The sequence below is a fragment of the Bacillus sp. BS1807G30 genome (assembly GCF_040047675.1).
GTDB classification, from domain to species: Bacteria; Bacillota; Bacilli; order Bacillales; family Bacillaceae; genus Bacillus; species Bacillus altitudinis.
Window position 1 is genome coordinate 2,183,418 of the sequence record NZ_CP157353.1, and the last position, 25,988, is coordinate 2,209,405.

A 25,988-nucleotide genomic window follows, 5' to 3' on the forward strand; every position below is an offset into this window, starting at 1 on the left:
CCAATTCAGGAATAAGAGTTGTCTCATCATGATAAACTGTTTACAGTTTACCACAATTGCTCGAGGACCCTCAAATCTAGGCTGTTTTTAGTGATCTCGTGAGGCAATCAGATCGCATAAATCATGCAGCAATTTTTGCTCTAACTCAAGATTTGAGACAATTTCTTTCGCACGAGTAATATGTTCATCCAGCTTTTCTTTTGCTCCTGAAAGCGTTAATAAAGAAGGATATGTCGACTTTTCATTTGCTGTATCGGAGCCGATCCGCTTTCCTATTTTCTCTTCGCTGCCTTCAAGATCTAAAATATCATCACGGATTTGAAAAGCAATGCCAATATGATAGCTGAATTCTCTCAGCTTTTCGATCTCATCATCAGGTGCACCAGCCAGTATCGCACCAGCAACCACACTAAAGGTGAGTAGCTTTCCTGTTTTGCGAGCATGAATCGATTCTAATTCAGAAAGAGGGATTTGTTTCTGTTCTGCTTCCATATCATCAAATTGCCCGCCAACCATTCCGAGTGCACCTGCTGATGTAACAAGTTCATCGATGATTCTAAGCTTTTGATCAGCAGGTACATCGTCAGATAATTGCGATGTAATCAGACGGAAGCTTTCAGTGAGCAGCGCATCACCTGCAAGAACGGCTGTTGCCTCGCCGTATACTTTATGGTTGGTCGGCTTTCCTCTGCGCAGATCATCATCGTCCATACAAGGAAGATCATCATGTATCAAGGAATACGTATGAATCATTTCCACTGCGCAGCCTACTGGTATACCGTCTTCTTCCCTTTTTCCATACGCATTTAAAAGAGCAAGAACAAGCACAGGACGCAGTCTTTTTCCGCCAGCTTTCAGAGAATAAAGCATAGAAGATTTCAGCTCTTCTGGAATAGACAATTCCTGCACATATGTAAATAAATAATCTTCAATTGCTTGTTTTCGTGTTGTTAAAAATTCGTTTAAGTTACTTGTCACCAGCATCTGCCTCCTTCACTGAAAAAGGAGCCAGTTCACCGTCCTCTTTTAAAATGAAATCCATTTGCTTTTCAACATGCTGTAATTTTTCATGGCAAAGTTTTGAGAGTGTCATGCCCTCTTGGAAATAGTGGATGGCTTGTTCAAGCGGTACATCGCCTTCTTCGAGCTTTCCCACAATCTCTTCAAGTCCTTTCATGGCCTCTTCAAATGTCATTTGTTCTTCTTTTTGTTTATTTGATTCTGTCATGATGATTGCCCTCCTTCTCAATAACCTCACAAATCAGACGTCCATCCTTCATTGTAATCGTCAGTTGATCCTTCGTTTCTACTTGATTCACACTTTTAATGAGCTCATCTTCTTTATAGGCTAAACTATAGCCTCTTTCCATGACTTGAAGCGGATTTAATGCATTTAGTTTACCAAGAACCGATTGGAACTGCGAATGAATTGATTTCATTTGCACATTCATGCTCCGAATGAGCTGTTCTGTTTCATTGGCGTGGCGTTTTTTCGCCTGAAGCAGCTGCTCTTTTGGATGAAGCGGCTTCAGCCTATATGTTTGGCGGTCAAGTTGACTGCGTTTTTGTTCCATTTGTCTTGTCAGCTGTTTTTGAAAACGATCAAATACCAAATCAAATTGCTGCTCTTTTTGCTCTTGTAATCGCTTTGGAAAACGGAAAGCATAAGAGGATTGAAGTGCCACAAGACGGTCTTTTGCTTGTGACGTTCGATTTTTTACCGCTCTTGTTAACCGAATGTCGATTGATTTGATTCGTTCGATTAAGTCGGCGGTGCTTGGAACAGCTAGTTCTGCTGCTCCTGTTGGTGTGGGTGCTCTCATGTCTGCAGTGAAATCACTAATGGTAAAGTCTGTTTCGTGCCCAACCGCAGAAATGATTGGAATGTCTGATGCGAAGATCGCTCTTGCGACTGCTTCTTCATTAAAGGCCCAAAGTTCTTCAATCGATCCTCCGCCTCTCCCGACAATCAAGACATCACAAAGCTGTTTTTCATTGGCTTCTTTAATCCGTTCCACAATCGAACGCGGAGCATTTTCTCCTTGGACTAATGCCGGAAGCACAATGATCTTGGCCTGCTGATAGCGCCGATTGATCGTGGTAATGACATCTCGAACAGCTGCTCCTGTTGGGGATGTAATAACACCAACAACCTCTGGAAATTCAGGAATTGTTTTTTTATAGCGCTCATCAAATAAGCCTTCACTTGCTAGTTTCTTCTTCAGCTCTTCATAGGCAAGATGAAGAGCACCAACACCATCAGGCTGCATTTCTTTTGCATATAATTGATAGCTTCCGCTCGGTTCGTAGACTTGAATTCCGCCACGTACGAACACTTTCATTCCGCTCTTTGGTGAAAAAGGCAGCTTGGACGCGGAGCGCTGGAACATGACAGCTTGCATACGTGCATTTTCGTCCTTTAAGGTGAAATAAACATGACCTCTTGAATGAATCTTCACATTTGATAACTCACCTTTGATCCAAATATCTTCTAAATGAGGGTCAACATCAAATTTTCTTTTTATGTATTTTGTAAGGGCTGTGACCGTCACAAAGGCTTTTTCACTCATGACGTATTCCTCCTCTTCAAAAACGCACATTCATCCACCGGCAGCACGCAGGTGGATGAATGGATCAAGCTTATGATAATGTACGTTTTGCTGATTTAACCGTATTGTGTGCAAGCATCGTAATTGTCATTGGACCCACTCCGCCAGGGACTGGTGTGATGTAAGAAGCTTTTTCTTTTGCTGCTTCAAAGTCAACGTCCCCTACAAGTTTCCCCGTTTCTAGACGATTGACTCCTACATCAATGACAATAGCGCCTTCTTTAATTTGGTCAGCTTTAATAAAGTTTGCTCGACCGACGGCAACAACTAAAATGTCCGCTTTTAACGTATGTTCTGAAATGTTCGCCGTTCTTGAATGACAGTAGGTGACGGTTGCATTTTCGTTTAATAGCAATTGTCCAACTGGTTTGCCGACGATATTGCTTCGTCCTACAACGACCACTTCTTTACCAGAGAGATCCACACCTGTTTTGTTCAATAATTCAACAATACCTGCTGGTGTACAAGGGAGGAATGTGTCTTCTCCAAGTAGCATTTTCCCGATATTCAGCGGATGAAAACCATCTACGTCTTTCTCTGGTGAAATTCGTTCAATGACGGCTTTTTCAGAAATATGTTTTGGCAGTGGAAGCTGAACAAGAATTCCGTGGAATTGATCATTTGCATTGTACTGATCAATCATCTTTAGCAATTCCTCTTCTGTTAAAGAAGCATCTAAATGATCAAGCTGGAAATGCATGCCCATGGCTTCTGCTGCTTTTTTCTTCCCGCGTACGTAAGAAAGTGAAGCCGGATCATCACCGATTAGAATAACGGCAAGACCAGGTGTGACTCCTTTTTGTTTTAGCTCTTCTACTTCTTTTGCTAATTGTTCACGCTTTTCTTTTGCTGTTTCTTTCCCATCGATGATTGTTGCTGTCATGTCGAATCCTCCTATTACTGCTTTAGGTCGTTTTTAATGTTTGAAAGTACACCATTTACAAATTTCGGCGCCTTATCGTCACCGAACAATTTAGCCAGTTCAATGGCTTCATTCATTGAAACACTCACCGGGATATCTTCTTGATATACCATTTCGTACACAGACAGCCTTAAAATGGCTCTGTCTACGTTCGCAATACGATCAAGTTTCCAATTCACAAGATGCTGTGAAATCATGTCATCGAGCTTGTCCTTTTGTTCGAGCACACCGAAAACCAGTTCCTCGAAAAAAGGATCTGATTCTTGTTCATCCAGCGCATGTGTAATGGCCTCTTTCGGATCAATATTGCTGACATCAATTTGAAATAATGTTTGTAGCGCCTTTTCTCTTGCAGTTCTTCTTTTCATTATTTACTCCTTTAACCACTTTATCCGCTTGTCGTTAAGCCATACAGAGATCATAACATATTTTGACCGTAGTCGCACCAAGATCCATGCGAGCTGTGACGAAAAACGAATCACTCCATTCGTGACGTAATCATCATGCGGAATTTTCCCAAAAATGGGCTTTAAAAAACCAAAGAGGCAATGCCTCCTTGGTTTCACTTCAACCCTTTTTACATTTCTTGATCAACTTCAGCTTCAGCTGTTTTTGTATCAAATTGAATGCCAACGACATGAATGTTGATTTCATTAATCGTTAAGGCCGTCATGTTTAAAAGGGTTTGACGGATATTTTCTTGAACAGCAGTGGATACCTTTGGAATGGATAGGCCAAATTCAACCACACAATACACATCAATTGTGATGCCTTCATCAGAGACATCTACTTTCACACCTTTACGGTGATTTTTCTTCCCAAAGCGTTCTGCCACATCAGCAGCGAAGTTGCCGCGCATTTCCGCAATTCCTTCGACCTCTGATGCAGCGATCCCAGCAATGACTTCAATCACTTCTGGCGCAATTTGCACTTTTCCCAATTGATCTTCATCAAGGTTCATTTCAAGCAAATTGTTTTCTGACACGATCATTCACCTCCGAAAGCTGTTATTATTTCATAATTTGATACGTTTCTAAAAACTTCGTATTAAAATTACCGCTCACAAATGTTTCGTGCTCTAGTAATCTGAGGTGGAATGGAATCGTTGTGTAGACTCCTTCAATGACGAATTCTTGCAGCGCACGTTTCATTCTTGCAATTGCTTCTTCTCTCGTTTTACCATATGTGATCACTTTCGCAATCATACTATCGTAATATGGCGGAATCACATAACCAGGGTAAGCGGCAGAATCAATACGTACTCCTAAACCGCCTGGCGGAAGGTACATTTTAATTTCACCAGCAGAAGGCATGAAATTTTTCTCAGGGTTCTCTGCGTTAATACGACATTCGATCGCCCAGCCTTCGTATACGACATCCTCTTGCGTAAGGGAAAGCTTTTCACCTGAAGCTACTTTGATCTGTTCTTTGATCAAATCAACACCAGTAACCATTTCCGTTACAGGATGCTCTACTTGGATACGTGTATTCATTTCCATGAAGTAAAACTTCTCTTCATTATAATCGTAAATGAATTCAACCGTTCCGGCACCTGTGTATTCAACAGCTTCGGCTGCTTTTACGGCTGCTTCACCCATTTGCTCACGAATATCTGCATTTAGTGCAGGTGATGGCGTTTCTTCCAGAAGCTTTTGCATTCTTCTTTGGATAGAACAATCACGTTCACCTAAGTGAATGGTATTCCCATGCTGATCAGCAAGGACTTGAATTTCAACGTGTCTAAAGTCTTCAATGAATTTCTCCAAATAGACACCTGGGTTCCCGAAGTTTTGTGCTGCTTCCTGCTGCGTAATGGTGACACCGTTAATGAGCTCTTCTTCTGTGCGAGCCACACGGATACCTTTACCACCGCCGCCTGCAGTTGCTTTAATAATGACAGGATACCCAATACCAGCTGCTGTTGAAACAGCATCATCAAGATCTTTTACAATTCCTTGAGAACCAGGGACAATTGGAACTCCAGCTTGCTTCATTGTTTCTCTTGCCACATCTTTCGTTCCCATTTTGGAAATTGCTGACGCAGTTGGTCCAACAAAGATGACATTACATTCCTCGCAAAGCTCTGCAAAGTCTGCATTTTCAGCAAGGAAACCATATCCTGGATGGATGGCATCTGTACCTGTTAGTTTTGCGACACTGACAATATTTGTCACATTTAAATAACTATCTTTTGAAGCAGTCGGTCCGATGCAATATGCTTCATCAGCCATTTGAACATGCAGCGCATCACGATCCGCTTCAGAAAATACCGCAACTGTTTCAATTCCAAGCTCTTTACAAGCACGGATGATTCTAACTGCGATTTCTCCTCTGTTTGCAATTAATAGCTTTTTAATCATGATCGTACTCCTTACTCTGCTTTCACTAGAAAGAGGGGTTGTCCGAATTCTACAAGCTGACCGTTTTCAGCTAATACTTCGACGATTTCGCCTTTTACTTCTGCTTCGATTTCATTAAACAGTTTCATCGCTTCAACGATACATACAACTGAGTTTTCCTTCACTTTAGAACCTGTTGTCACATACGGATCTGCTTCTGGTGAAGAAGAAGCGTAAAATGTGCCAACCATTGGGGATGTGATTTTATGCAGGTTTTCAGACGCGGCTCCCTCTTGTGCAGGGGCTTCGGTCTGAGCTGGAGCTTGTGCTTTAGGAGCTTGTTGAGCTGGAGCTGCTTGGACAGGAGCCACTGGTGCTTGTGCCGCAACTTGCTGAACGACTTCTTTATTTTTCTTTAACTTGATTTTTGCGCCTTCATTTTCGTACGTAAATTCATCAATTGTTGATTCGTCAATTAATTTAATTAGTTCATGAATCTCTTCAATTTTTAACATGGATTTGCACCCCTATGTATGGATTTATCTTTTTTTATAGGCTAGTACTAAAAGTACATACTATAACCATCTTACAGGAGGATTTCGTTGAATTCAACTATTAATGTGATGAGACACCTCGCGCAAGCACCTGAAAAAGGGCGTCAACCCGCATGAAAAAACGCCCTTTTCAGAAAAGGGCGCTTGTGCATTTTTTATTGATTCGATGGCTCAAAAGTGACGGCTACGTTATCAAGCCCTCTCATTTCTTTTGTGACCAAATCAATAATATCTGCTGCTTGGGACTTTGATTTTTTATCAGAACGAACCGTGATGTTCACTTTATCTCCTTCTGCACTGACGAGCGCATCTTTATATCCTTTTGTTTTGATTAATGTCTCCAGCTGACGCTCTGTTCCTTCTGCCTCACTAAGCGCTGTCATTTGATCATAAGCTTCACTTTTTTCTTGCGCTGTTGCATCATCGCTAGACACGATTTCGTTATACTCTTCACGCTGCTTGCTGCGCTTATCTTCCAGTTCAAGTCTGTAGGTTGTGAAAAGTTCATCGTCGGTCTGCTCTGAAACAGCCTTTCCTTCTTCTCCACTTGTTTCAACATCTTCTTGTTTCGCATTGGTTTCTTTGTCAGTTGATTTCTCTTCTGCATTCTTTTCGGTTCCTTTATCAGTCCCTTTTTCTGGCTCAGCCTTTTTCTCTTCCATTCCTTTTGATTTTGTATCTTCTACTGTCACAGCATTCTCACCTTGTGGGGACATGATATAGTACACACTTAATACGACAACTAAACTTAGCATCGTTAATAGCCAAACCGTTTGTTTTTTTAACATCATTCCGAATCCTCCTTGATTTTTTTAGGGGCAACAGCCACTCTATGGCTTGGTACATCAAGCACTCGTGTAACCGCTTCAATGATGGTTTTCTTTATTTGAACGTTGTCTACTCCTTGAGCAACAACGAGGACACCTCGAATGGCTGGCTTTTTCGTTTGGACAACAACAGGTGTTTCTTCATTTCCATTTTTAATAATGACAATCTCTTCTTCTTTTGTTTGATCCGTGACACTTCGCACGCCGCCTTCTTTGTCTGTTTCCTCGGTCGTAGTGCTTTTATTGGATTTGTTTTTTTCAAACACTTTTAAAGAAGTTGCGTCTACATTTACCACAATGGAAACATCCTCAACACCAATGATCGTTTCTAAAATCTCTTTCAGCTGATTTTCGTATTCTTGTTCAACATCCTCTATCGAGTTGTTTGACTTACCTGAAGAGGATGGTTTGAACACCGCCTGCTCTTCTGAGGATGTTTTTTTAGACGCAGGAACAGCAGCCTCTTGTTTGCTTGATGGCGGTGACAGAATCTGACTGACTAACATGAATGACACGCCGATGATGAAGACAAGCAGTAAGTAATGGTGCTTCGTTAATTTTGGTTTCCCTTCACCTTTTTCAGGTGCTTGGAACATTGATTTCAGTTTTTGTCTCCAGTCTTTGTTATTCATGATCTGCTGCGTCACCTCCCTCAATGTTCAGCGCAATGTGTTCAGGCCGTGTATTCCATACATCTGCAAGCGTCTCTTTCACCCTCGCCATCTCTTTTGCTGACGCCCCGGCGCTTTCCTCCTTTTGCCTGGAGAGATCAATGTCGACCTTTGCCACCGTTTCTACAGCATCACCTGTGAGCGGGACAAGGACTGCTTTGATGCGAAATTGATCTGCCTCCATATTCTGATCAAGGTGCTCCTCATCTGCCAACACTTCTACGTGTTTCATTTCATAGCTCTCCTTCTCCAGTGGCTCCTTTGCGCTTTTTTCTAGTTGGACAGCCATTTGCTTTAAAATATATGCACGCTGTGAAGCTTGTATTTCTTTTTTTTCTAAATTCATCTGATTTTTTATTTCTTCTGATTGCGCTTGGTCCTTCCCTTTCATGATTTCTGAGAAAATTTGGTCAGGATTTGCCCGGAATAACGCAAAGATCGGATTGAGCATCACCACAATTAACAGTAAGCTGACGACCATTTTTGCATACTTCTGCATGCTTGAATTGGGAAGCAAAAGATCAATCACAATCGCAAATAAAATAAATAGAATAATACTTGTGATCCATTCTGTGAGAAAACTCAAATGGTGTCCCCTCCTTACTTCATCATCATGGTGAGGTTGCCAGCTGTGATGATAACGGTAATGCTTAAAAAGAACATAAGCGATACAACAGCTAATGCAGCAAATATATAAAGAACACTTTTTGAAATGACATCAAGGCAGCTAATAATCGGCCCGCCCCCTAATGGCTGAAGAATCGCAGCGGCCAGTTTATAAATCAGAGCGAGCGACAGCACTTTAATCGCTGGGAAAGCCGCAATTGAAATCAAAATGGCGACGCCTACAAGGCCAACCGTATTTTTCAACAGCACAGAGGCGCTGATAACGGTATCTGTCGCATCAGTAAACATTCTGCCGAGGACAGGGATGAAATTTCCGGTAATAAATTTAGCTGTGCGAAGAGCGATGCCATCAGTGATAGCAGCAGATGCCCCCTGTACAGAAATGACGCCGAGGAATACGGTTAAAAAAACAGCGAGCCCGCCAATGGCGACATTTCTTAACAGCTGGGCAAGCTGGGTAACCTTGTATTGTTCAGTCAGCGTACTGACAATGCTCAATATCGCTGATAAAAAAATAAGCGGAAGAACGACATATTGAATAAAAACACCGCTCGTGTTCATTAAAAACAAAATCACAGGATGAAAGAATCCGGCTGAGACAAGCCCGCCTGATGAGGCAATAAGTGCTAATAAAAGAGGAATAAGAGCAAGAATAAAACTAGTCATCGTTTGAATGGCTTCTGTTGCATAAGAGATCGCAACATGAAAACTGTTTAATGCAATAATGATAAGCACCATATAAACAAGAGCGTATGCAACTTTACTAACAGTGCTTTGCTCAAACGCATTTTGCAAAAGCTGCAAAAGCGAACAAAAGATGGTGAGTAATATAAGTGTGCCTAAGAGCTTTCCATTGGCAATCAGCTCATGAAACAGATAATGAACAAAAGCCTTCAGCCACGTTTGGGGAGATAGCTCTTTATCGCCATCGATCATTTCCTTCACTGTACCTTTTTGGCTTTCAGGCAGAAAGCCGCCATACTCGTCCAATATCGTTTCCCAAAAGTCACTGATAGAATGAAGCTCTAAGGCATCAGCCTGTCCACCCGCAACTTCTTCTGCGACCGGTTCTTCACTTGATAAAGGCACACTTTCTTCTGCACCTGCATACGGAACGATCATCCAAAAGAACATCATAAACCCCAGCACAGCTGTCGCCCGTTTCATCATCATCACCTCTTTTCCATCAAGTCATGGACGGGATCATACCTAGGATCGTCTCAATGATGACCGTTAAAATCGGTACCGCCATGACCAAAATAAGAATCTTGCCGCCAAGCTCTATTTTTGAAGCGATGGCTCCTTGTCCAGCATCCTTTGTGAGCTGGGCACCAAATTCTGCAATATAGGCAATACCAATGATTTTCAAAATGGTTTCCACGTATTTCATATTGACGCCTGCGCTTGCTGCAATTTTTTCAATCATGGAGATAATGGCATAGATTTGATCGATTAGATAAAGGAAAATGACACACCCAGTAAACACAACAAGCATAAAGGCGAAGGTTGGCTTTTGTTCTTTGACGATTAATGCTAGAAAAGTAGCGATTAAACCAAGTCCAACAATTTGAATGATTTCGATTTGTAAGCCCTCCCCTATCCTTGAAATAGAAATACGGCTTTAATCTTCTTAAACAAATCATCCACAATGGTAGCAACCATAAATAAAATGTAGATAAATCCAAGCAGTGTCACCCACTGTGCGTACTCTTTTTTCCCCATTTGATCTAAAATCGTATGGAGAAAAGCCACGACGATACCCACTCCCGCAATTTGGAATATGACGTTTACATCAACGCCCATGCTCTCGACTCCCTTCCTCTCACATCAATAACAGAATCAGTAGTAACCCACTTAGAAAACCAAGACTTCTCACCATTTTTTCATTTTTTGCTTGGGCGACTTCAGCTTCTTTCTCCTCTGATTCCAAATGGCCTAAAGCTAGCTTGATATATTTTTGTTGAGCCGTCACATCATGCTGACCAAGGGTTTCTCCAAAGTGCTTCAGCGCCTCATATTCGCCTTTTTTTAATACGGTTTTTTTCCATACATCCTCTAGACTTTCATTCCATGCATGCCTCGCAGAAAAAGTTCCGACGTTGAGTTTTTCTGCAAATTGGTCAAATAGCCGATTCACAGGCGGTCCTACTTGGGACGCAATTTGGTCAGCGGCTCTAGCTAAAGGAGTTTGACCATACATAATTTCAGCTTCAAGAGATTGGAGTGCAAATCGGAGCTGGCGGATTTGCTTTGGCCGATCACTGTACCGCTTCGCAAACTCGAATCCTCCCCATGTCGTAGCCGCAACAATGAAAATAGCACCAATAAGCTTTAACATACGTCCACTCCCCGCCTCCGCTTCAGCTCTTGTCCATCTTGGTCAAATATCCGTCCGATCGTGCCAGGCCCTTTTTCTCTATTTAATTCCACATATCGCTCAAACACACGAAGCTGCCATAACGGTTCAAATGATGGCCGTTTAGATAAGTCTTCAAGTGAATACCCATGAGCTGAGACGATAATGGTGACTCCAGCATGGATTGCTTCTAACAGTGCCTGTACATCTTCACTTTTTCCGATTTCATCGACAATGATGACTTCTGGGCTCATGGACCTGATCATCATCATTAACCCTTCAGCCTTTGGGCACGCATCAAGTACATCAATCCGGTGCCCAAAAGAATGCTGCGGCACTCCTCTTATACAACCTGCGATTTCAGATCGTTCATCTACAATCCCTGTTTTTCTAGGAGAAATGGCTGTTGTTCCTGTACTGACAAGACGTGCTAGATCACGCAGCAATGTCGTTTTCCCGGTTTGCGGCGGACCTATAATCAGTGTGTTACACCAATGTTTTTCATATAAATAAGGGAGAAACGGCAGAGCAATTCCGATCTTCTCTTTTGCGATGCGAATATTAAATGAAGAAATATCTCTTAAGCCTTTGACGAATCCATTTTCGACGATGACCTTTCCAGCAAGCCCAACCCGATGTCCGCCAGATATGGTGATATAGCCCTGTTTTAACTCTTCCTCAAGTGTGTACATGCTGTAATTACTGAGCCTGCCTAATAGCTGAGCCGCATCTTCACCTGTTGTATGATAGGAAAGAAAGCGTGGTTTTCCACCTTGCATCAGCTCAATTGGGCGATCGGTGCGAATGCGGATTTCTTCTATTTGCGCCCACTCTGCTTCTTTTAACATGCTGAGTTCTTGTCCAATTGAGTGCGGGAGAATATCCAACAAACTCCGCAACGAATTCCCCTCCTTTTTTTCTTCTCTAAAATGTATGATGTATGCCGTTAATTATGCCAAGCCATTTCACTTATAAATTCCAACAAGAATAAATACGACACCAATGAAAATAAACACAAGCTTCGCATAGGATAACTGCCCTGCAATTTGGTAGATTCCAATCGTCATCGTGATAATAAAAATGAGCGGCCCGATGATCGCTAATATACTATTGATGACAACCGCTTTACGCACATCATTTGTCACTAAAATGAGGATGGCTGCCGTCAGTTCAATCGCGGCAGATAAAAACCTCATCCCAGCCATGGCAGCGACTGATGGGTGTATGCCCGGGAGAAATTGTTTCATATAGAACCTCCAGCTTTTTTTACACTATATGCTTCACTAGCTAGAAGTAGTCTTGTTTTTCAAAAGGAAGAGAGATGGATGAGAGAATAGAGTAAGGGGTGTCATAACGAGGCGTCCTATTTTTCAAATAAAAAAAGACTGTAAACACGAGGTTTACAGTCTCAGATAGTTGACAAAGGGCTAAAATGAACTTGATTTTAGCCCTTTGTCTTCTTTTCAGCGTGATAGAAAACCTTTGCAGTCTAGGAAGAACGAGCACTGGAGCGGAGCGAATTTCACATTCGTGAGCACCAGCGCGCAGGACTGACAACGAATGCGAGGGTTTGCCTACACGCTGAGACTGTAAACACGAGGTTTACAGTCTCTCTCCGTTCATTACGCTCTTGAAACGTATGAACCGTCAGATGTATTGATCACTAGTTTATCACCTTGGTTCACAAAGAAAGGAACGTTCACGATTAAACCAGTTTCTGTTTTTGCAGGTTTTGATCCACCTGATGTCGTATCACCTTTAATACCAGGCTCTGTTTCTACTACTTCTAGTTCTACAGTGTTTGGAAGTTCCACTCCAAGTGTTTCATCACCGTACATGACGATTTGAACCGACATATTTTCAAGCAAATATTTCAACTCATCTTTGATTTGCGCTTCGCTTAGTTCAAGCTGTTCGTATGAACTTGTATCCATGAATACATGCTGATCGCCATTTGCATATAAATATTGCATTGTTTTTGTTTCAATTTGAGCTTTCGCTACTTTTTCACCTGCACGGAATGTTTTTTCTTGAATCGCACCTGTACGCAGGTTACGCAGTTTCGAACGGACAAACGCTGCGCCTTTTCCTGGTTTTACGTGTTGGAAATCCACTACACGCCAAATACCGCCGTCCACTTCAATTGTCAGGCCTGTACGAAAATCGTTTACTGAAATCATTTTGTCATCCTCCTACATTTCACCATCATAATATGATAAGTTCTTTCGGTGAGTGGGTCAATCGTTTATTGCCGTCAGCTGTCAGGACAATATCATCCTCAATTCTCACGCCGCCGACATCCGGCAAGTAAATGCCTGGTTCAACTGTCACAACCATTCCCTCTTCTAACACGACATCTGAGCGTGAGGAAAGGCCAGGTGCTTCATGTACTTCCATACCAAGCCCATGTCCAGTCGAGTGCCCGAAGTATTGACCGTAGCCATACTTTTCAATGATGTCTCGTGTGATGCGATCAGCTTCTTTTCCTGTTAAGCCTGGCTTGATTTTATCCACACCAGCGTTTTCTGCTTCTAATACGATATGATAAATTTCCTTTAATTTGTCGCTTGGTGTTCCTACAGCAATGGTTCTTGTCATGTCTGAACAATAGCCTTTATAATAGGCACCGAAATCCAGTGTCACCAAGTCACCAGATTCAATCACCTTTTCGCTCGCTCTCCCGTGTGGCAGGCTTGAACGAACGCCAGAGGCAACAATCATATCGAATGAAGATCCTTCTGCCCCTTCTTTTCTCATGAAAAATTCAAGCTCGTTCATGACCGCAATTTCTGTCAGGCCCGGCTTGATGTACGTGAGAATATGATCAAAGGCATGATCTGCAATCTTCGCAGCTTCCTCTAATATCTTAATCTCTTCATTAGACTTAATCAAGCGCAACTTTTCAACTGATTCCGAGACTGGAACAAGCTCGATACCGCTTGCTTTCCCCGAGTACTGCTGGTATGTCGCAAATGTCATATGGTTTTGTTCAAAACCAAGACGTTTCACCCCAAATTCCTTTGCCGTTTGGACAGCAGTTTCCACAATGTTTCCTTTATGTTCAATGATGTCATAGCCCTTTACTTGATCCTTGGCTTGCTCTGTGTAACGAAAATCCGTAATAAAGGCGGCTCGATCCTTTGAAACGATGGCAAGACCCGCTGATCCAGTAAAACTCGTCATATAATGTAAATTAAAGCTGCTCGTAATCACTAAACCATCTATGTCTAATTCGGCTAAAAGTTTTCTTAGTTTTTCAAGTTTCATGATACTGCTCCCCCTTCACTGACTAAATAACGAATCGCCAATTTATATCCTTCTAAACCAAGTCCAACGATTTGACCTTGGCATACTGGAGCAAGAACCGAATGATGGCGGAATTCCTCTCTCTTATGAACATTTGTGATATGTACTTCGATGACAGGTAACGTAATACTTGCAATGGCATCTCTCAGTGCATAGCTATAGTGGGTAAAAGCACCCGGGTTAAACACGACGCCATCGTACTGATCTTCTGCTTCATGGAGCGCATCGACCAAATCTCCCTCGTGATTCGATTGAAAGAACGTCAATTGAATATTTGCTCTTTCTGCAAACTGAAACAAATCTGTTTCTAAATCTGTTAATGTTTTACTTCCATAAACTCCTGGCTCTCTCTTGCCGAGCCTATTTAAGTTGGGCCCATTCAGCACTAGAAAATGAGGCATATGACCACTCCTTCACCCTAATTCACTCTATATCGATGTCTGTTTCTTTTTCCTTAGAAACCTTTCGTTTCCAAAAATAATTTTATCATATGAAAGGTGGATTTACACTTTATTCTGTCTTTTTCCCGAGTGCCCTTGCAAGCTTCTGACTCGTTAATTCATTGTATTCAAATGAAATACTGTATCCGACAAACATGCCATATAAAATATATAGGCAAAATGTCGTCACAATGGTGCTTTGCTGCAAATCTTGCACTTGCTTCACATCGGGGAATATAGGATTAAATACATAAAAAACAAGCAGCCACAAAATCCCTCCATAAATCAGTCCCATCCAAAAACCTTTGATCCGTTTGAGCAGTCCATAATAAATAAAGGCTGCCCCAATAGATAAAATCCCTAAAAGAACAATACTCATAAATGTACCAAGTCCGCCTTTTTTCCATTCACCAAGCACAAATGGCTGCAACAGCATATTTGGACTCACCTCTGAAAAATGAAACATATGGGTCAGAAATCCGATAAAGCCCCAAAAAACTCCGCCGACAAAACCTGTGGCTGCTGCCCTTGCCACCATTGAAGACGTTTGTACTGATTGATTTTTTTCTTCTTGGTTTTTCTTTTCATCACGTTTCATATGAACACCTCCAGCAAGTAGTATGTCCAAAATGTCATGAAAAAAAAGGATTTCCGTGCGAGAGTGTAAAATTTTTATAACAGGGTATACTGGCTAAAAAGAGGTAGATAGAATTCTAGTAGATAATCGACCTGTGAGCTAGTGATTTCCCCTCTTTTCCTGTACAATAAAGGTATAAGGAAATGCATGTAAATTACAGGAAACAGGCAGGTTGATGAAATATGTCCAATCAAACAAAACCTCCAGCATATGGAGGGCAGGCAGTTGTGGAAGGTGTCATGTTCGGAGGTAAAAAGAACTATGTGACAGCGATCCGGCGTAAGGATCAGTCCATTGAGTTTTTAAAGCTTCCCCGGACCTCCAATAAACGAACCGCCTTTCTTAAGAAAATCCCTTTTGTCAGGGGTGTTGCTGCACTTGTTGAAGCAAGCGCAAACGGCAGTAAGCACTTAAACTTCTCCAGCGAGCGCTATGACTTAGATCCTTCTGAAGATCATTCTCTTGAAAAAGAACAAAAAAGCTCGAAATTATCAATGATCTTCGGCATTGCTGTGATCGGAGTTCTCTCTCTTCTTTTTAGTAAATTTGTCTTTACTTTAGTGCCTGTCTTTTTAGCCGAACTTGTGCGTCCGGTGTTTTCTGGAAACTTCGCACAAATTGCAGTGGAAACATTCTTTAAATTGATCCTGTTATTAGGCTATATTTACTTTATTTCCATGACCCCTTTAATTAAAAGGGTATTTCAATATCATGGGGCAGAACATAAAGTCATAAACTGCTATGAACAGAATCTTGACATCACAGTGGAAAATGTCCAAAGCCAATCTCGCCTGCATTATCGATGCGGAAGCAGCTTTATTTTATTCACTGTCATTGTCGGCATGTTCGTCTATTTACTCGTACCGACAGATCCTTTATGGGTGAGAGTTCTGAATCGTCTGGCGCTTATTCCGGTTGTTTTGGGCATTTCATTTGAAGTGCTTCAGCTCACAAACAAACTCCGTGACGTGCCAGTGCTTAAAGTGCTTGGCTATCCTGGCCTTTGGCTGCAATTGCTCACAACAAAAGAACCCTCTGATGATCAAGTCGAGGTAGCCATTGCAAGTTTTAATGAACTTCTTCGTTTAGAGGAAGCATCTGCGAAACAAGCATCAGATTCTGCTCATCAAGTGATCTAGTTTATAAATCCGGTAAATTCTTTCGGAGGTGGACAGTTATGAATCGCCGAGTACATCCTGCTTTTACCATTATTTTCGCTTTAGGTGTTTTGGGATTTGTGTATTTACTCACAACGAATCCAAGCAGACTCTTTACAATGCTGCTATCAGTTGTGATCATTGGAGCGGTTATGTTCTTCCTATTTAGATGGCTGATGAATCGAAGAACTGGAACAGAAGGAAATCTTTATCGTAAAGCAGTCAAACAATCAAAACGTCGCTACCAGCAGCCTAAACCAAAAACGAAAAGCCAGATGAAAAACCGGGTCACTCATTTGCGAAGCGTGCCGACTGACCACAAGTCGAAGCCCGTCCTTCTCAAAAAGAAAAGCCAAACACATTTGACAGTGATTGAAGGCAAGAAAAACAAAAAGAAAAATCGCGCCTTATTTTAAAATGTCCAGCTCTTTAAAAATTGCTCGGCCTTCTGTCTGCCTAGATCGACGAGCGCCTTTTTCTTTTCTGTCATGAGATGAAAATCAGTGGCAATGACGTGTTCTACAGGAATAAAAATAATATGACGTTCGTGTTTTGTGGCAATATGTCTTTCGTCATGAGCACCACGCATCGTTTCAAATAGAGCGCCAAACAGTTCAAACGCATTGCGGATGGAATGTTGAGGGCGTTCTTTTTCGTTTGGGGTTAATGTGACACCGACAAACGGTCTTTTTTTCTCTTCAGCAAATAGCCAAATCGGAAAGTTGCTGAGCACTCCGCCATCCACTATGGTACAAATTCCCTTTGAAGACCTCAGTTTGACAGGTTCGAAAAAATACGGCAGACTGCAGCTCATCCGAATGGCTCTGGCAACAGAAAACCGTTCTGGATTTAACCCATAGGAAGGAAGGTCATCTGGAAGGACGAGGATTTTGCCATTTGTTAAATCAGAAGCGACGATTTTGAGCGTATCTTTTTTCAGATCCCCAAATACGGTGACGCCTTTTCGTTTTAACACGTCTGTCAGCCATTTTTCTAGACGGTCACCTTTGTAAAGACCAAGACGCCAATAAATAGACACCCACCTGAGCATTTTAAACGGGATGAATTGACACCTTCGGTCAAGCAATTGATGCTCATCCATTTCGTCTAACAGCTCCCGAATCTCCTGACTCGTAAAACCCGCTGCGATGAGTGAAGCAATGATCGCTCCCGCACTTGTTCCAGCGAGACGGACAAATTGAAATCCTCTTGCTTCAAGCGCTTCATAGGCGCCTGCAAGTGCTGCACCCTTAATGCCTCCACCTGAGAACACACCATCTATCTTCATCAAGGAGCCCCCTTTTCTGTCACACTATTAATAGTGTAGGAGCAATTGCCTTTCATTAGAACTATATTCAAAAAGGACACCCTTCGACAGGTGTCCTTTTTCTTAAGATTCTTGATTTGTTTGTTCATTTTTCTTTTGAATCGCTTTCAGCTGAACGGATCGCTCATCGTTTTCTTCAAAGAATTGGACGAGGTCGCCGATGCGGTCAATGCTGTTCCAGCTGAGATGATGCTCAATACCTTCTACATCATCATAAATTTTCTCTTCATCTACACCAATGATTCTTAAAAATTGCTCTAGCAGTTCATGTCTGTATACGAGACGTTTTCCAATTTTTTTGCCTTTCGGGGTTAAAATTAGACCACGATATTTCTCATAAATGAGGTATTCATCTTTATCTAGCTTCTGAACCATTTTTGTTACAGAGGAGGGATGGACAGCGAGGGCTTCTGCAATATCAGATACTCTTGCATATCCTTTTTCTTCTATCAGCATATAAATTTGTTCAATATAATCTTCCATACTAGGTGTAGTCATAAAACCCCTCCAAAATGCACCTTTACTTAATAATCATAACAATTCTACACCATCGCCCATTAAAAAACAAGAAGAGTCCTTCGTCTTAACGCTTGTAATTCCAATCATCTGTGGCGTATTTCGTTTTGGCGAGGTGATGAACAAATGCCAACTCTTCATCTGTCAGCTCATAAGGCACAAGCTCGATATTTAATCCTTTTTCAAATCCTCGTTTAAATGCAACACGCGCATCGTCTATCGTACATGTTCGATCTGAAATTTCATTGATCGCCACCGCTTTGTTTTTAAAACTGCGCTGCATCCGCTCTCTCACCCGATCGTTTGGATAAAGAAATAAATCAAACAATTTATCCTCATCAAGATCAATTAAAATCGAGCCATGCTGGAGGATCACACCTTTTTGTCTTGTTTGCGCACTGCCTGCTACTTTTCTGCCTTCTACAACAAGCTCGTACCATGAAGGCGCATCAAAACAGACAGACGATCTTGGATTTTTTAAGCTTTCTTTTTCTTTTTCTGTACGAGGAATGGCAAAATACGCATCGAGTCCCAGTTCTTTAAAGCCCTCTAAAATCCCTTCTGAAATGACGCGGTATGCCTCTGTCACCGTCGCCGGCATCTCTGGGTGCTCTTCTGACACGATGACACTGTAGGTCAATTCCTGATCATGAAGAACGCCGCGGCCTCCTGTAGGCCTGCGAACAAATCCAAGACCATAGCGCTCAACCGCTTCCATGTTGATTTCTTTTTCAACATGTTGAAAATATCCAACAGATAATGTCGCTGGATTCCAACCATAAAAACGGATCACAGGCGGGATCAGCTTCTCGCTATGCCAATAAAGCAAGGCTTCGTCCATTGCCATGTTAAAGGCAGGGTCTTGGTTTCCTGTATCAATGAAACACCATTTCTCTTTTTGCATATAAAATCCCTTCTCTTTTACGTAGTCAATGTTAGATAATGGTGGTGACCACCGATTTTCTCTCTTCATCAGTCTATCAAATAGGGAAGGAATTGAAAATAATTCTTACCATTTATGATGACAAGTTTCTTTTGCTTTACTATAATAGTATTTGTCTAAAACGTACCATCAGACAGGTGACTGTGCTGATGCTCAAGAAGGAGTCGAGTCGTATTGCCAATATTCAACTATATCGTCCTCTCACTTTGTGGACTTTTCGTTCTTTATTCCATCGGCAGTTACATTTATCAGCAGCGCATTATGAAAACGCTGACGGAAGCAGAATTTATCAAAGGTTACCGCAAAGCCCAACTCATTGATGTGAGAGAACCAAATGAGTTTGAAGGTGGACATATTTTAGGCGCAAGAAACATTCCCCTTTCACAATTAAAGCAGCGCAAAAATGAAATACGCCCTGACAAGCCTGTTTATCTCTATTGCCAAAATAATTTGAGAAGCGGAAAGGCTGCTCAAACGTTACGTAAAAATGGCTGTCGTGAGATTTATAATTTAAAAGGTGGCTTTAAAAAATGGGGCGGCCGCATTAAAACAAAGAACTAACAAAAAAGACTCTGGGAGCTATTGCCCCCATGAGTCTTTTTATTTTCTTTCAAAAACTAGCACTGGATTCCGTGCTGCCTTTGTTTCATCCATTCGTTTCACAACGGTTGTATGTGGTGCTTCCTGTACGACTTCTGGGTTCTCTTCTGCTTCTTTTGCGATTTGAATCATCGCTTCAATAAATGCATCAAGGGTTTCTTTTGATTCTGTTTCAGTTGGTTCAATCATGATACATTCCTCTACATTTAGCGGGAAGTAAATTGTTGGCGGATGATAGCCAAAATCAAGTAATCGTTTGGCAATATCAAGTGTCCGCACACCTAGTTTCTTTTGACGTTTACCTGAAAGGACAAATTCATGCTTACAGTGGCGATCAAATGGCAAATCATAATGAGCACATAAGCGGCGCATCATATAGTTTGCATTCAACACCGCATGATCAGTTACAGCCTTTAAGCCGTCTGGTCCCATAGAGCGGATATACGCATACGCTCTGACATTGATACCAAAGTTCCCATAGAACGGTTTCACACGGCCGATGGATTCTGGACGATCGTAATCAAAGAAATAACGATCATCTTTCTTCACAAGCACTGGCTTTGGCAAATATGGAATCAAATCCTTTTTCACGCCAACTGGACCTGAACCAGGGCCTCCTCCTCCGTGTGGACCTGTAAAGGTTTTATGAAGATTTAAGTGAACCACATCAAATCCCATATCCCCCGGTCTTGCTCTGCTTAATACGGCATTTAAGTTCGCTCCATCATAATAAAGCTTCCCGCCTGCTCCGTGGACGATTTCAGCCATTTCTAAAATATTTTCTTCAAAAAGGCCGAGTGTATTGGGATTTGTGAGCATGAGAGCCGCCGTTTCTTCATTGACAACACGGCGCAGGTCGTCTAAATCGACAAGCCCATGTTCATTAGATGCCACCGTAATCGTTTCAAATCCAGCTACGGTTGCAGATGCGGGATTTGTCCCATGAGCAGAATCAGGCACGATGACTTTTGTTCGTTTATGATCTCCTCTTGCTTCATGGTATGCACGAATCATCATGAGCCCCGTCCATTCGCCATGTGCTCCTGCCGCAGGCTGTAATGTCACAGCGTCCATTCCTGTAATTTCTTCTAAATGGTCACCTAAATCATAAAGTAACTCTAATGCACCTTGCACAGTGTCTGCCTCTTGAAGTGGATGCACATGCGAGAAGCCTGCAAGACGTGCCACCTTTTCGTTAATCTTTGGATTATATTTCATCGTACAAGAGCCTAGAGGATAAAAGCCAGAATCGACCCCGTGATTACGTCTAGATAATGCTGTGTAGTGACGCATAATATCCAGTTCAGAAACCTCTGGCAGCTCCGCATCTTCATGGCGGATATACGTTTCATCAAATAAATCTGGGAGCTTCTCCTCAGGTACGTCTAAATCAGGCAGGCTGTAACCAATTCTTCCTTCTTTGGATAATTCAAAAATAAGCGGCTGATCTTGTTTATTCATGACGATCCCCCAATTCCTTGATGAACGTATCAATTTCTTCTTTTGTTCTTAGTTCTGTCACAGCGACAAGCATATGCTGCTGAAGCTCTGGATAATCCCGTCCCAAGTCATATCCGCCGATGATTCCTTTTTCAAGTAATCGTTTATTGGCTTCTTTCACAGGTTCATTCAGTTTCAACACAAATTCATTAAAATGAGCGCCCTCTATTTCAGCCTGTAACCCGTGTTTTTCTGCCTGCGTCTTGGCATAATGGGCTTTTTGTACGTTTTGATAGGCAATGTCTTTGATACCTGTTTTCCCAAGCGCCGTCATTGCAACAGAAGCGGCTAACGCATTTAATGCTTGGTTTGAACAAATATTTGAAGTCGCTTTGTCTCTTCGGATATGCTGCTCGCGCGCTTGAAGGGTCAGCACAAATCCTCGCACACCGTTCTCGTCTTCTGTTTGTCCGACTAAACGCCCCGGCACTTTCCGCATTAATTTTTTCGTCACAGCGAAATATCCACAATGAGGTCCGCCAAATGCAGCTGGAATGCCAAATGGCTGCGCATCACCAACGACAATATCTGCTCCAAGCTTTCCTGGAGGTGTCAGTAAACCAAGTGCAAGCGGGTTACTTGAGACGATGAACAGACTTTTCCCTTTATGTGCAATCGGTTCAATGTCTTTTAACGGTTCGACAACACCGAAGAAGTTTGGGTATTGTACAAGGACCGCTGCTGTTTCCTCGCAGACAGCTTCTTCTAATGCAGCTAGATCGGTCTGACCTTTTCGCGCAGGTACCTCGACGACTTCAATATGTTGTCCTTTCGCATATGTTTTCAGCACCGCTCTTGATTCAGGATGAACCGTTTCAGAGACCACAACCTTTTTCTTCTTTGTATGTCCTGCAGCCAGCATCGCCGCTTCAGCTAATGCCGTTCCGCCATCATACATCGAGGAGTTGGCAAGATCCATACCGGTCAGCTCAGCAATCATTGTTTGAAATTCAAAGATTGCTTGCAATTCACCTTGAGAAATTTCAGGCTGATAAGGTGTGTACGCTGTATAAAATTCAGAACGTGAAATCACATGGTCGACAATCACAGGCTGGTAATGATCATACACACCAGCACCTAAAAACGAGGCATAGGCCACTGTATCTTTATTTTTTGCAGCAAGACGAGACAATTCCCGCACTAGCTCTGTTTCAGATGCGGCTTCTTTGATGTTGTATGCACCTTTGAATCTGACTTTCTCTGGGATATCTGAGAAAAGCTCATCAATCGACTGAACACCGATGACATCCAGCATTTCTTTTTGATCTTGCTCTGTTTGCGGCAAATACCTGTGCTTCATCCTCTATTCCTCCTCGTTATTTGGCTCTTTTATAAAATGGTGTGGCGACGATTTTGGCTTTTAGACGTTTTTTACGAACTTGCACTTCCACTTCTGTCCCAAGCTGCGCCTCTGATGTTTCAATCAAGGCAAGCCCAATATTTTTCTTTAATGTTGGAGATTGTGTACCGGTTGTGACTACACCAATCTGCTTATCTCCTGAGAAGACTGGATAGTCTGTCCGCGGAATCCCCTTATCTATCATTTCAATCCCGACAAGCTTTCGCTTCGGACCTTCTTCTTTTTGTTTTTTAAGTGCATCTTTTCCGATGAAATCTGCTTCTTTATCCGTTTTAACAGCAAAACCAATGCCGCCTTCTAAAGGAGAAATATCCTTTGTGAGCTCTTGGCCATAAAGCGGGAGTCTTGCTTCAAATCTTAAGGTGTCACGTGCACCGAGTCCACATGGGATCAGTCCTTTCGGCTGTCCGGCTTCTAATAAAGCGGTCCAAAGGTGAACAGCATCTTCTGACTGGCAGTAGATTTCAAAGCCATCTTCTCCTGTGTAGCCGGTTCTTGATACAAGCACCTCTTTTTGCGCAATGATTGCTTTTGATAAAAACGTAAATGGCTTCAATGACGTTACCTCTTCATCCGCAACATCTTTGATGATGTCAGCAGCAAGAGGTCCTTGAAGGGCTAACAAGGCGGTTTGATCAGAGACATTTTTAATCGAAACGTCTTCCTCACCTTGATGTTTAAGCAGCCAATCCACATCTTTTTCAATATTTGAAGCATTGATCACAAGTAAATAGTTGTTCTTTTCTTTTTGGTAGACGAGCAGATCATCCACCGTTCCGCCATCTTCATAACACATGGCTGTATATAGTGCCTTACCGTCTGTCAGCTTTGACAGATCATTGGTTAATAACCTTTGTAAAAAAGGAAGGGCTCCCTGACCTGTGACTTCCACCTCACCCATGTGAGACACGTCAAACAGTCCTGCTTTTGTTCGAACAGCTTCATGTTCTTCTTTAATGGAAGAAAATTGGACAGGTAATTCCCAGCCCCCGAAGTCAATGGTTTTTGCGCCAAACGTTTCATACGCATGAAAAAGCGGTGTTCGTTTCAACATCAATCGTTTCCCCCTTTTTTCTTACAGTGCACATCACAAGCTGAATTTTCAGAAAAAAATCACAGCAAAAAAGGACAGAGCGCTCCCTTTTATCAAAAAGAAGTCTCTGTCCTTGCACCTGAAAGTTTACAGCACAACATCATTGTGCGTTTTCCCCTTTGGTGGTTTGCTAAAAATCGCTGCGCAAACACTCTCCAGAGTTGCGTCCGGTAAGAGTACTTTTGCCTGAGAGATTCACTGAACCAATTCAGCTTGCTCCTTCGGCGCCTGTCAGTGCAAAATAACCGCTAGGTCTCTCCCCATACCATCATCCGCTCATATTCTTCACCTTTATTGGACATACTATCAAAATGGGTGACTTATTCTCTAGATCACTTACCAACATCCTACCATTAGAAATGGATGAAGAGCAACAGAAAAATCATTAACATTTTTAAAATAATCATTCATTATCGTTCGCTTTTATTGATATATAACATCTTTTAAATCGCTATCAAAAAATGAAGCGTTTAAAAACAGAACGATTTTATCATCACTCTACCAGAAAGGCAGGCGGTCACATTGAATATTCAAACGATATTTGATCAAAAATGGGCAAGTGAATTTCAAAAGCGGCTTACAGCAGACGGTCCCTGGGCGAATTGGGATATGTACCGTTTAGCAGCACAGGTACAAAAAGTGACAGCCATTGATTCATTTGAAGGACTGCAAGCACCTGCGCACCTGCCTGCATTTACTCCTTTAAAACACCAGCTCGAAGTCGCTAGAAGAGTCGTAGAAGAGATGAATGGGAAAGCCATTTTAGCAGATGAAGTGGGTCTTGGAAAAACCGTTGAAGCAGGACTGATTATCAAAGAATACATGATTCGCGGACTTGCCAAAAAGATTCTCATTCTCGTACCCGCCTCCCTTGTGTCCCAATGGGTACAAGAACTGCGGACGAAATTTTACATAGATGCTGTCGAGCAAAAGAAGAGCTATGTGTGGGAGCAGTGCGATGTTGTGGTTTCCTCAATTGATACAGCCAAAAGACAGCCGCATCGAGACACGATCTTATCCATCTCCTACGATATGGTCATTATTGATGAAGCACACAAACTGAAAAACAATAAAACGAAAAACTATGAGTTTGTGAGAAATTTGAATAAAAAGTTCTGCCTACTGCTCACAGCCACACCTATCCAAAATCGGATAGGAGAAATTTTTAATCTCGTCTCTCTGTTGAAGCCAGGCCATTTAGGTAATGAAACACAATTTAAAGACCTCTTTGCCAAAAAAGATCTTCAACTTGAAGACCATGACCGGCTAAAACAGTTAGTCAATAAAGTCATGATTCGGAACCGGAGACAAGACACTGGCATCGAGTGGTCAAAGCGTCATGTGAAGACAATTTCTATTGATTTCTCCCCAACAGAACAAGCATTATATGATGAAATTTGTAAGTTAAAAGAAAACCCTTCCTATACGAAGCACATGTTTTCAATTATGACCTTAGAACGAGAATGCTGTTCGAGCCGTGAGGCCGTCTATATGACCATCAAAAAAATGCAAGAAGAGGAAAAACACATTCTAGGCGCTTCTGCGATGATGCAAATCATGGAGAAAATCAACCAGGTAGAACAAAATTCTAAAGCACTTGAAGTCGTTAAACTCATTCAGCAATTAAATGAAAAAGTCATTATTTTCACTGAATACCGTGCGACACAAATTTATTTACAATGGTTTCTCCAGCAAAACGGCATCAGTTCGGTCCCTTTTCGAGGCGGGTTTAAACGGAGTAAAAAAGACTGGATGAAAGATTTATTTAGAGAGCGGGCGCAAGTGCTCATCGCGACAGAAGCAGGCGGCGAGGGGATCAACCTTCAGTTTTGCAACCAAATCATCAACTACGACCTTCCGTGGAACCCAATGCGCTTGGAACAAAGAATTGGACGTATTCACCGGCTCGGTCAAGAGCGGGATGTCCACATTTACAATATGGCAACTAGCGGGACAGTCGAAGAACATATTTTAAAACTTTTATATGAAAAAATTCAGCTGTTTGAAAACGTCATTGGCGATCTAGATGATATTTTAACCCGAATTGATATCCAAGATGCTGAAACAGAATTGCATCAAATTCTCTTCCAGCACGAGTCTGACGTAGACATGAAAAAGAAATTAACCCAATTTGCTTCCTATTTAACAGAAGCACAAACACTGCTTTTAGAAGAAAGACAGCAAGGTTCATAAAGGAGAGTTGA

At 42.0% G+C, this 25,988-nt stretch carries 31 protein-coding genes and 1 riboswitch; of the genes, 4 read left to right on the forward strand and 27 right to left on the reverse strand.

Going from position 1 to position 25,988, the window contains the following annotated elements; translation table 11 throughout:
* Positions 1 to 87: 87 nt before the first annotated feature.
* The 21 genes from ABG082_RS11180 to ABG082_RS11280 form a co-directional block, all read right to left on the reverse strand.
* A complete protein-coding gene (locus ABG082_RS11180; protein WP_348936100.1) occupies positions 88 to 978 on the reverse strand; it encodes a polyprenyl synthetase family protein in 891 nt (296 codons plus the stop codon).
* Positions 968 to 1,228, reverse strand: coding sequence for an exodeoxyribonuclease VII small subunit (locus ABG082_RS11185; protein WP_003215880.1), 261 nt, complete (start codon positions 1,226 to 1,228; stop codon positions 968 to 970). The genes ABG082_RS11180 and ABG082_RS11185 overlap by 11 nt, the downstream gene beginning before the upstream one ends.
* Complete coding sequence (gene xseA / locus ABG082_RS11190) at positions 1,212 to 2,570, reverse strand: exodeoxyribonuclease VII large subunit (RefSeq protein ID WP_008342220.1); 1,359 nt, start codon at positions 2,568 to 2,570, stop codon at positions 1,212 to 1,214. Before xseA ends, ABG082_RS11185 begins: the two co-directional genes overlap by 17 nt.
* Positions 2,571 to 2,640: 70 nt before the next feature.
* Positions 2,641 to 3,492, reverse strand: coding sequence for a bifunctional methylenetetrahydrofolate dehydrogenase/methenyltetrahydrofolate cyclohydrolase FolD (folD, locus tag ABG082_RS11195; RefSeq protein WP_007501171.1), 852 nt, complete (start codon positions 3,490 to 3,492; stop codon positions 2,641 to 2,643).
* 14 nt (positions 3,493 to 3,506) lie between these two features.
* Positions 3,507 to 3,899 carry a transcription antitermination factor NusB gene (gene nusB / locus ABG082_RS11200; protein ID WP_008342218.1) on the reverse strand — a complete coding sequence of 131 codons (393 nt, stop codon included), beginning with the start codon at positions 3,897 to 3,899 and terminating at the stop codon, positions 3,507 to 3,509.
* A 209-nt stretch (positions 3,900 to 4,108) separates the two neighbouring features.
* Positions 4,109 to 4,516, reverse strand: coding sequence for an Asp23/Gls24 family envelope stress response protein (locus ABG082_RS11205; RefSeq protein ID WP_017357965.1), 408 nt, complete (start codon positions 4,514 to 4,516; stop codon positions 4,109 to 4,111).
* Between the two features lie 25 nt (positions 4,517 to 4,541).
* Positions 4,542 to 5,891: an acetyl-CoA carboxylase biotin carboxylase subunit gene (gene accC, locus ABG082_RS11210; protein WP_008342217.1), complete on the reverse strand. Its 1,350-nt coding sequence runs from the start codon at positions 5,889 to 5,891 to the stop codon at positions 4,542 to 4,544.
* 11 nt (positions 5,892 to 5,902) lie between these two features.
* Positions 5,903 to 6,385 (reverse strand): acetyl-CoA carboxylase biotin carboxyl carrier protein, encoded by a 483-nt coding sequence (accB, locus tag ABG082_RS11215; protein ID WP_024718862.1) that lies wholly within the window; start codon positions 6,383 to 6,385, stop codon positions 5,903 to 5,905.
* A gap of 194 nt (positions 6,386 to 6,579) precedes the next feature.
* Positions 6,580 to 7,212: a SpoIIIAH-like family protein gene (locus tag ABG082_RS11220; RefSeq protein WP_024718861.1), complete on the reverse strand. Its 633-nt coding sequence runs from the start codon at positions 7,210 to 7,212 to the stop codon at positions 6,580 to 6,582.
* The gene (gene spoIIIAG / locus ABG082_RS11225; RefSeq protein ID WP_025207609.1) at positions 7,212 to 7,883 is read right to left on the reverse strand and encodes a stage III sporulation protein AG; all 672 of its coding nucleotides are present in this window, start codon (positions 7,881 to 7,883) and stop codon (positions 7,212 to 7,214) included. Before spoIIIAG ends, ABG082_RS11220 begins: the two co-directional genes overlap by 1 nt.
* A complete protein-coding gene (gene spoIIIAF, locus ABG082_RS11230; RefSeq protein ID WP_202734347.1) occupies positions 7,876 to 8,508 on the reverse strand; it encodes a stage III sporulation protein AF in 633 nt (210 codons plus the stop codon). The genes spoIIIAG and spoIIIAF overlap by 8 nt, the downstream gene beginning before the upstream one ends.
* 14 nt (positions 8,509 to 8,522) lie before the next feature.
* A complete protein-coding gene (gene spoIIIAE / locus ABG082_RS11235) occupies positions 8,523 to 9,671 on the reverse strand; it encodes a stage III sporulation protein AE (protein WP_230677075.1) in 1,149 nt (382 codons plus the stop codon).
* Positions 9,672 to 9,735: 64 nt separating this feature from the next.
* A complete protein-coding gene (gene spoIIIAD / locus ABG082_RS11240) occupies positions 9,736 to 10,149 on the reverse strand; it encodes a stage III sporulation protein AD (protein ID WP_087978339.1) in 414 nt (137 codons plus the stop codon).
* Positions 10,146 to 10,352 (reverse strand): stage III sporulation protein AC, encoded by a 207-nt coding sequence (spoIIIAC, locus tag ABG082_RS11245; RefSeq protein ID WP_003153142.1) that lies wholly within the window; start codon positions 10,350 to 10,352, stop codon positions 10,146 to 10,148. Before spoIIIAC ends, spoIIIAD begins: the two co-directional genes overlap by 4 nt.
* A 19-nt stretch (positions 10,353 to 10,371) precedes the next feature.
* Positions 10,372 to 10,887, reverse strand: a complete 516-nt coding sequence (gene spoIIIAB, locus ABG082_RS11250) for a stage III sporulation protein SpoIIIAB (protein WP_348936101.1) — start codon at positions 10,885 to 10,887, stop codon at positions 10,372 to 10,374.
* Positions 10,881 to 11,804 (reverse strand): stage III sporulation protein AA, encoded by a 924-nt coding sequence (spoIIIAA, locus tag ABG082_RS11255; RefSeq protein ID WP_041091756.1) that lies wholly within the window; start codon positions 11,802 to 11,804, stop codon positions 10,881 to 10,883. Before spoIIIAA ends, spoIIIAB begins: the two co-directional genes overlap by 7 nt.
* A gap of 66 nt (positions 11,805 to 11,870) precedes the next feature.
* Positions 11,871 to 12,152 (reverse strand): YqhV family protein, encoded by a 282-nt coding sequence (locus tag ABG082_RS11260; protein ID WP_017367580.1) that lies wholly within the window; start codon positions 12,150 to 12,152, stop codon positions 11,871 to 11,873.
* 375 nt (positions 12,153 to 12,527) lie between these two features.
* A complete protein-coding gene (gene efp, locus ABG082_RS11265; RefSeq protein ID WP_007501192.1) occupies positions 12,528 to 13,085 on the reverse strand; it encodes an elongation factor P in 558 nt (185 codons plus the stop codon).
* 25 nt (positions 13,086 to 13,110) lie between these two features.
* Positions 13,111 to 14,172 carry a Xaa-Pro peptidase family protein gene (locus tag ABG082_RS11270; protein WP_025207612.1) on the reverse strand — a complete coding sequence of 354 codons (1,062 nt, stop codon included), beginning with the start codon at positions 14,170 to 14,172 and terminating at the stop codon, positions 13,111 to 13,113.
* Positions 14,169 to 14,612, reverse strand: a complete 444-nt coding sequence (gene aroQ / locus ABG082_RS11275) for a type II 3-dehydroquinate dehydratase (RefSeq protein WP_007501195.1) — start codon at positions 14,610 to 14,612, stop codon at positions 14,169 to 14,171. Before aroQ ends, ABG082_RS11270 begins: the two co-directional genes overlap by 4 nt.
* Before the next feature lie 109 nt (positions 14,613 to 14,721).
* Positions 14,722 to 15,249 (reverse strand): YqhR family membrane protein, encoded by a 528-nt coding sequence (locus tag ABG082_RS11280; protein WP_017367582.1) that lies wholly within the window; start codon positions 15,247 to 15,249, stop codon positions 14,722 to 14,724.
* Positions 15,250 to 15,470: 221 nt separating this feature from the next.
* Here ABG082_RS11280 and ABG082_RS11285 point away from each other — a divergent pair, with 221 nt between their 5' ends.
* Together ABG082_RS11285 and ABG082_RS11290 are read left to right on the forward strand one after the other, a co-directional pair.
* Positions 15,471 to 16,427 (forward strand): DUF1385 domain-containing protein, encoded by a 957-nt coding sequence (locus tag ABG082_RS11285; RefSeq protein ID WP_007501199.1) that lies wholly within the window; start codon positions 15,471 to 15,473, stop codon positions 16,425 to 16,427.
* 38 nt (positions 16,428 to 16,465) lie between these two features.
* Positions 16,466 to 16,861: an SA1362 family protein gene (locus tag ABG082_RS11290; RefSeq protein WP_008342206.1), complete on the forward strand. Its 396-nt coding sequence runs from the start codon at positions 16,466 to 16,468 to the stop codon at positions 16,859 to 16,861.
* Here the strand turns inward: ABG082_RS11290 and ABG082_RS11295 are convergent.
* The 3 genes from ABG082_RS11295 to ABG082_RS11305 form a co-directional block, all read right to left on the reverse strand.
* Positions 16,858 to 17,733 (reverse strand): patatin-like phospholipase family protein, encoded by an 876-nt coding sequence (locus tag ABG082_RS11295; protein WP_041091753.1) that lies wholly within the window; start codon positions 17,731 to 17,733, stop codon positions 16,858 to 16,860. The genes ABG082_RS11290 and ABG082_RS11295 overlap by 4 nt on opposite strands.
* Before the next feature lie 102 nt (positions 17,734 to 17,835).
* Complete coding sequence (gene mntR / locus ABG082_RS11300; RefSeq protein ID WP_003215946.1) at positions 17,836 to 18,270, reverse strand: transcriptional regulator MntR; 435 nt, start codon at positions 18,268 to 18,270, stop codon at positions 17,836 to 17,838.
* Between the two features lie 85 nt (positions 18,271 to 18,355).
* Positions 18,356 to 19,192 (reverse strand): biotin/lipoate A/B protein ligase family protein, encoded by an 837-nt coding sequence (locus ABG082_RS11305; RefSeq protein ID WP_017357972.1) that lies wholly within the window; start codon positions 19,190 to 19,192, stop codon positions 18,356 to 18,358.
* A gap of 219 nt (positions 19,193 to 19,411) precedes the next feature.
* Between ABG082_RS11305 and ABG082_RS11310 the strand changes: the two genes are divergently transcribed.
* Positions 19,412 to 19,792 (forward strand): rhodanese-like domain-containing protein, encoded by a 381-nt coding sequence (locus ABG082_RS11310; protein ID WP_024718853.1) that lies wholly within the window; start codon positions 19,412 to 19,414, stop codon positions 19,790 to 19,792.
* 39 nt (positions 19,793 to 19,831) lie between these two features.
* Here the strand turns inward: ABG082_RS11310 and gcvPB are convergent, their stop codons facing one another.
* From gcvPB to gcvT, 3 genes are read right to left on the reverse strand one after another with little or no spacing between them, the layout of a single operon-like run.
* Positions 19,832 to 21,292 (reverse strand): aminomethyl-transferring glycine dehydrogenase subunit GcvPB, encoded by a 1,461-nt coding sequence (gene gcvPB / locus ABG082_RS11315; protein WP_348936102.1) that lies wholly within the window; start codon positions 21,290 to 21,292, stop codon positions 19,832 to 19,834.
* The gene (gene gcvPA, locus ABG082_RS11320) at positions 21,285 to 22,631 is read right to left on the reverse strand and encodes an aminomethyl-transferring glycine dehydrogenase subunit GcvPA (RefSeq protein ID WP_341003464.1); all 1,347 of its coding nucleotides are present in this window, start codon (positions 22,629 to 22,631) and stop codon (positions 21,285 to 21,287) included. The genes gcvPB and gcvPA overlap by 8 nt, the downstream gene beginning before the upstream one ends.
* 16 nt (positions 22,632 to 22,647) lie before the next feature.
* A complete protein-coding gene (gene gcvT / locus ABG082_RS11325) occupies positions 22,648 to 23,745 on the reverse strand; it encodes a glycine cleavage system aminomethyltransferase GcvT (RefSeq protein WP_019743009.1) in 1,098 nt (365 codons plus the stop codon).
* Positions 23,746 to 23,948: 203 nt separating this feature from the next.
* Positions 23,949 to 24,056: riboswitch (glycine riboswitch) on the reverse strand.
* Between the two features lie 250 nt (positions 24,057 to 24,306).
* On the opposite strand from gcvT, the gene ABG082_RS11330 reads away from it, so the two are divergent.
* On the forward strand, positions 24,307 to 25,977 hold the full coding sequence (locus tag ABG082_RS11330) for an SNF2-related protein (protein ID WP_348936103.1): 1,671 nt from the start codon (positions 24,307 to 24,309) through the stop codon (positions 25,975 to 25,977).
* The last annotated feature ends 11 nt before the right edge of the window (positions 25,978 to 25,988 follow it).